Source organism: Pseudoalteromonas sp. HF66 (genome assembly GCF_011806445.1).
Taxonomy (GTDB): domain Bacteria; phylum Pseudomonadota; class Gammaproteobacteria; order Enterobacterales; family Alteromonadaceae; genus Pseudoalteromonas; species Pseudoalteromonas apostichopi.
Genome location: NZ_JAATOU010000047.1, coordinates 1 through 729, shown reverse-complemented (window position 1 = coordinate 729; position 729 = coordinate 1). Strand labels below are relative to the sequence as shown.

The window sequence follows — 729 nt, the reverse complement described above, 5'->3', positions numbered from 1 at the left end:
ATACACAGTGATAGTATTTAGTATTCGACAAACAGATTTGCCGCTTCCTTGCTAAAGCCATCGTCCACTCCTTGAACTGATAATTTAAAATGCATGGGCTGTAACTAAAGTTTAGACAAGATATATTCTGCCGCAAGATTGTGATAAGAAATTACAGTGACTGTCTACATAAAGGTAGGTATTAAAAAAGCGCCTTTGGGCGCTTTTTTCTGATTAGAGAATTTGATTCTCTTTCCAGGCTTGTTCTTTTGCCATGCGCTTTTTACGCTTGTCACATGGGTCGTCACAGTCGCAGGCTTTGTCTATACCAACTGCGCCTAAGCCACCGCAACTACTGGCCATTGATTTCTTTTGCACAATCATGCCGACAGCCATCGCTGCCACAATTAAAATAAGTAGACCAAATGTAAGAAGAAAAAGTGACATTGCTTTGCCCCTATCGTCAGCAATTAAATCGAGCCTAATTTATTAGGCTGCGTGTATTATATACCCAAACCACCTCAAGGTGCGAGTTTCAGTTGGAATTAAAAGCGATTTAGGCAAGGCATTGATTGCAAGCAATAGTGGTTCTATTGTTAAAATCAATAACGCAGTATAAATCGCTTTTAAACCAACCCTTTGGGCGCTTCACAGGCGCTTACTCTCATCGTTGTTACTTCTTAAAAGGGACTGCCATTGTTGCAAAGTAACGCCTTGATATTAAGCACCTGTGAAACGCTGAATTCTGCA

1 protein-coding gene is annotated in these 729 nt (G+C 40.6%); it reads right to left on the bottom strand.

Annotated features, from left to right (window positions below; genetic code table 11):
- Positions 1–213: 213 nt before the first annotated feature.
- Positions 214–426, bottom strand: a complete 213-nt coding sequence (gene nqrM, locus HCZ11_RS19520; RefSeq protein ID WP_036966498.1) for a (Na+)-NQR maturation NqrM — start codon at positions 424–426, stop codon at positions 214–216.
- Positions 427–729 lie beyond the last annotated feature (303 nt).